6 protein-coding genes are annotated in these 4,899 nt (G+C 37.3%); 5 read left to right on the top strand and 1 reads right to left on the bottom strand.

The annotated features are described in order from the left end of the window. Together R2B77_RS17670 and R2B77_RS18020 are read left to right on the top strand one after the other, a co-directional pair. Positions 1 to 472: hypothetical protein (locus tag R2B77_RS17670; protein WP_322555774.1), on the top strand; the 472-nt coding region annotated here is incomplete at its 5' end. A 137-nt stretch (positions 473 to 609) separates the two neighbouring features. Further along, positions 610 to 720, top strand: coding sequence for a putative holin-like toxin (locus tag R2B77_RS18020; protein ID WP_450097611.1), 111 nt, complete (start codon positions 610 to 612; stop codon positions 718 to 720). Positions 721 to 1,188: 468 nt separating this feature from the next. On the opposite strand, the gene R2B77_RS17675 is transcribed toward R2B77_RS18020, so the two are convergent. Further along, positions 1,189 to 1,806: an NAD(P)-dependent oxidoreductase gene (locus tag R2B77_RS17675; RefSeq protein ID WP_203249330.1), complete on the bottom strand. Its 618-nt coding sequence runs from the start codon at positions 1,804 to 1,806 to the stop codon at positions 1,189 to 1,191. Positions 1,807 to 2,370: 564 nt separating this feature from the next. Between R2B77_RS17675 and R2B77_RS17680 the strand changes: the two genes are divergently transcribed. The 3 genes from R2B77_RS17680 to R2B77_RS17690 all read left to right on the top strand — a co-directional run bounded on the left by R2B77_RS17680 (position 2,371) and on the right by R2B77_RS17690 (position 4,880). After that, a complete protein-coding gene (locus tag R2B77_RS17680; RefSeq protein ID WP_203249329.1) occupies positions 2,371 to 3,540 on the top strand; it encodes a sensor histidine kinase in 1,170 nt (389 codons plus the stop codon). Next, positions 3,527 to 4,201 (top strand): response regulator, encoded by a 675-nt coding sequence (locus R2B77_RS17685; protein WP_203249328.1) that lies wholly within the window; start codon positions 3,527 to 3,529, stop codon positions 4,199 to 4,201. The genes R2B77_RS17680 and R2B77_RS17685 overlap by 14 nt, the downstream gene beginning before the upstream one ends. A 268-nt stretch (positions 4,202 to 4,469) precedes the next feature. Beyond that, a complete protein-coding gene (locus tag R2B77_RS17690) occupies positions 4,470 to 4,880 on the top strand; it encodes a hypothetical protein (RefSeq protein WP_203249327.1) in 411 nt (136 codons plus the stop codon). The last annotated feature ends 19 nt before the right edge of the window (positions 4,881 to 4,899 follow it).

Consider the following 4,899-nt stretch of genomic DNA (forward strand, 5'->3'; position numbering starts at 1 on the left):
TCCATACATCTATACTAGCTCCAGGTCTAATAAAGGCATTAAAATTAACAAACTTATAGTATCAGAAGACAATCTTGATAAGCTTATCGATTTTAATTATTATCACAATAAATTTACTAGTGAAAACGGAATAACTGTTGAAAGTGGGATGAATCCTAGTTTTAGTATAGAATTATTAAACCAATTGGAAAAAATAGCAGGAGAAGAATTGCCGGTTTTCTATTCTGATTCATTCAAAAGCTTAACAAGACATACTGAAAAACTGTTAAAAGTAATTGAATATGTATTAAGACATAATGGCGTATTCATTACAGCAAATTTTTATATTTCCAATGAATATGTTTCTAAACGGAAGGATTTACTAAGGCCTATGCACACCAATGAAGATTTTATATCCAATCTAAAAAATCTACACGGGCTCAACAAACCACATTTCAATTTATTAAAATCATTAAGAAACCAACTTGATTAATGTAGAGATTTAAGGACTTTATGCAGATTTTTTTAGCTAGTCCCATCGATTTTTGTCGTATAAAATGCTAGACTGTAAGTTGCAGCAACATATAGCGGATGGGCGGTTGACACTCCCTTGAGAAAGGGGGTGTTTATATGGTTACTTACGATGCAATGAATATGCTTTTCCAATTCGGCATATTTTTTGCGACAGCGGCAACAGCCGTTATCGCACTGATTGCTCTTTACACCAATAGAAAAAAGTAACCACCCTCCGCTACCGACTAAGTATGCAGGGTGGTTACTCTTTGAGTTAAACATTCTTACAACTGGTCAACCGTACTTCATGCGGTATGTCAGCTGCATTGACTGGGTGTTGACGCACTCAGTCTTTTTTAATATATGTTTAGTTTACCACATTTATTCATGGAATACACACTTATCTCCACTCCCCAAGCCTAACTATGAAGTTGGAAGCCATCCCCCTATTATACGATAATACAACTATCAGAACTAACGTTTCATCACATAAAGAAAAAGAAATTCTATCATAAGACCGGTCATCCTAGCTGAAAAACCATCCCAAGCGAAGGTTTTTTTTGTTAAACGACGTGAAGGCTATTTGGAAATCCTCTCTTCTCCTAGTTTTCCAGTGGAAGCCTATATTGCCTGGGGTATCGGCCATCTGGTTGAATTGAAGGAGCGGAAAGCATATGATCCAAAATCTCTTGTTGACTAGTCGCTCAAGGCAACAGACTGGCGGATAAATTCTTCATTGATAATTGCCTGGTATAAGAAGTCCGCGACATCCGCACGGGAAATTGTACGTCCACCTTTAGGAACCCCAATTAGTTCTTTACGATACGCCCCTGTAAACGGTTTGTCGTTGAGTCCTAAGGGTCTTGCAATCGTCCATTGTAAATCATTATCTTTTAACACAGCCACTGCATTATGATGATCGTCTAGCACATTTCCAAGTAATTTTATCGTAATTTTTCCGATAACGCCTGGTATTTCTTTATCAATTCCCGCCGAAGCCATGTAAGCAATCCGCGACACCTGCTGCTCCTTCATACCATGAGCGATATTTTGTGTCATTTCATGAAGGATTGTCGTCTTTCGTAATCCAGTGTTCGTTCCAAGTGCTGATATCACTGCGTCATGCCCTAAAATGGCTTTTTTAACAGCAGATGCATCTGTTGCATCCCCCTGCACAATCCCAAGGTTCGGATTAGAAATGTTCAAGCTACTTGGATTTCTTACGAATGCTGTGACCGTATGATTGTCAGAAAGCGCTTGCTCAACAATCAACTTCCCCGTTTTTCCAGAAGCTCCAAAAATGATGATTTTCATAAGTTCCCTCCAAATTGAATCCATTTACCATTATTTTACTCACGAACTAATTTTAACATAACTATTAAAGTACAACATCCTTCGAATCGGAATACTACAAATTACTTGCTAGAATTGAGGAATTTTCGTTTTACAAATCCTCGTCAGTTTCATTGAAAGAAGTAGCTCATGAAGATAGAATAAAATATGGTGGCACCACAAAATTTATCTTCTAAGGTGATTGGTGGCCTTTTTAAATATTTACAGAACTTAACTATACATAACTATCCGAATTGTACTATAATTCCCTTATTAGATCAGCCTAGAGTACACTTACATGTCAATGCCCAAAAGAGGATTATAGTGTAATTGCTGCATATGCCATTGAAAAACGATATGAAATGTTAAACTGTTGCTATTGCTATGCAAATTAAATTATCTTTTAAGATTTAAAGAATTTTCTCTATCGATAATACCTATTTATTTTGTGCAGCCTCTATTAAATTTAGGGTGGCCTGAGGTTCCGCATGTACTATATATTTCAGAAGAAATCATTAGTTATGTTTGGGTAAAGGACGGATACTTATGAAAAAAGTTTTTTATTTTATGGATTGGAGTATATTTGGGCTCCGATCCTATATTTATCTTTTGCTATTATTGCATATTTTAAAGGGGAATGACTATTCACCGCTATTGCTTGTGAACGCCGTTTGGCTTTTAGCGGCCTATTTTATACCTATTTTATTCTGGTTTCCGCAACTAAGGATGAACAAGAAATGGTTCATTCTACTTGAACTATTGCTAGGGGGATCTTATTATGTGAAATCGTTCATGCAAGCCGATCTGTTAGGGAGTGTCGATTATCTTATTCCGAGTCTTGCAATCGGATACTTACTGACAAGAAAGACTGCCTGGATTATGCCTGTACTATTATTACTTCCCTTTATCAGCATGTTATTCGGAAAAGTCACATGGGATCTGGCACTCCGTTCAAGCTTAGATAACTTGCTTTTCTCTTTTATCGGGATCTGGGTCAACTTCATTGCCAGTGCCTATCATGAGAAAAATATATTGGCTAAAGAAATTGATGAACAGAATAAATTGTTAACTCAATATGCTGCTGAGATTGAAATGATGACTCTGTTGGAAGAACGAAATCGTATGTCCAAGGAAATGCATGACACCTTAGGACACTCTTTTATTTCCCTTATTATGAGTCTTGATGCTGCAATTGCACTTTTAGATAAAAAACCCAATCTAGCTAAGGAGAAGTTGATTAGTATAAGAGGACTGACAGAACAAAACTTAGATGAGATGAGAGATATCGTGCACAAAATAGGTGAGGAAGAGAATATAAGTCTAGTAAATCAAGCCGAGAGACTCATCAACAACTTTCGAGAATATACCGGAACACTCGTTCATCTCACGCTAATAGGAACAGAACGGACAGTTCGCTTCGATGTGAGACAATCGATAATTCGGGTCATACAAGAAGCTTTTACTAATGCACTAAAACATGGAAAAGCATCGGAAATTGAGTTGAAGCTCCACTTTGATCTATCAACCTTGCATGTTGCCATTCAAAATAATGGAAAACCTTTTGATAAGATAGAGTATGGGTTCGGCTTGACAACAATGAAGAACCGGATTGATATGCTGGGAGGAACCTTTTCAATCTCCTCCATGGAGATTACTGGAGCTATAATCAGATGCGAAATACCACTCAAAGGAGATCATTTGTATGTCAAAGATTAAAGTACTCATAGTTGATGATCAGGAATTGATCCTTGAAAGTCTAAATATAGTACTAGAGATGGAAGACGACATCGAGGTTGTAGGATTGGCTAAAAACGGAGAAGAAGCCATCAACTATTGTGAAAAAAACCAGCCGGATATCATCCTTATGGATATAAATATGCCTATTATGGATGGCGTTGTTGCAACAGAAAAGATTAAACTTCGATTTCCGTTAACGAAAATTATCATTCTGACTTCGTATAAAGAAGTTGAATATGTTTTAGCAGCATTAAGCCATGGGGCTGAGGGCTTCCTACTCAAAGCCATCCATCCCAAAAACCTTAAAGCCGGGATAAGGGTGGTTCACACAGGAGGTACATTGATTTCTCAAGAAATGGCAGATAAGATGATTAAAAGTATGCTGAAATCGACTAGAGATACAGGCACTTCTGAACCCAAATTACTTGAGAAAAACAATGAATACGGACTTAGCGCCCGCGAAGTCGCTGTTCTTCACAAACTGGCGCAAGGTCTGCGTAATCAGGATATCGCTAGCGCATTATTTCTTAGTGAAGGTACAGTTAAAAATTACATCTCGAATATTTACTCAAAATTGAATGTAAAAGGAAGAAGAGAAGCTACCTCAAAGGCTAGGGAAACAGGGATTTTAGATAGTTAAGAACACTGTATAAAGAAGAATTGGATAACCTACTCAAAGCTGGCATCTTAACGGATGTCGGTTTTTTTGATGTAGATTATTTGTCGATGTATGAGAAATCGGGAGTGATCGTCTCTTTTTTAAAAATCTATTTTGCTAAATTTATATGACTATAATATGACTAAATGGCACTCCTGCCGTATGACTTTTTTAAAGTATAGTATGATTTGTAACCTGAAGTATCGAATATGAATAGAAATCGTAAAAGGAAAAGGAGAGATAATTTATAATGAAAAAGACTAATACGCACGATAATGGGGTTTATAGCGGTAGAAGAACATCTAAATCTATTTCGTTCTTTCAGTTCCCTCTCATCTGGATGCTTGTGGGGGCTCTCGGTATCGTCCTTATCAATCTGGCATACCTCTTGATATCCGAAGATTCAAATGCACTAGTATCCATCGTAATTGCAATTGTTGGATGTGGTGTTGCAATCATTTTTTACTGGCTCGCAATGAAATTCTTGGCGCGACGTCAGGTTACTGAACTTCTGCACCAACGTCCGGTATCGGAAATAATGTTCGGCGGTGTCGTCGCTTTTATCTTTATCGTCATTTCAACAGTTATCGTCGTTTTATTTAATGGGTATTCATTCAACTGGGAAGTCGGAAACGCTGGTTCTATCGTTCTGCCTATTTGAGTATTGCCGACAGAATGAG

This window comes from Sporosarcina beigongshangi, assembly GCF_033485195.1.
GTDB classification, from domain to species: Bacteria; Bacillota; Bacilli; order Bacillales_A; family Planococcaceae; genus Sporosarcina; species Sporosarcina beigongshangi.

Excerpts from the sequence above, each read along its gene's own strand:
- R2B77_RS18020 (WP_450097611.1), top strand. The coding sequence starts at position 610 with ATGGTTACTTACGATGCAATGAATATGCTTTTCCAATTCGGCATATTT.
- R2B77_RS17675 (WP_203249330.1), bottom strand. The coding sequence starts at position 1,806 with ATGAAAATCATCATTTTTGGAGCTTCTGGAAAAACGGGGAAGTTGATT.
- R2B77_RS17680 (WP_203249329.1), top strand. The coding sequence starts at position 2,371 with ATGAAAAAAGTTTTTTATTTTATGGATTGGAGTATATTTGGGCTCCGA.
- R2B77_RS17685 (WP_203249328.1), top strand. The coding sequence starts at position 3,527 with ATGTCAAAGATTAAAGTACTCATAGTTGATGATCAGGAATTGATCCTT.
- R2B77_RS17690 (WP_203249327.1), top strand. The coding sequence starts at position 4,470 with ATGAAAAAGACTAATACGCACGATAATGGGGTTTATAGCGGTAGAAGA.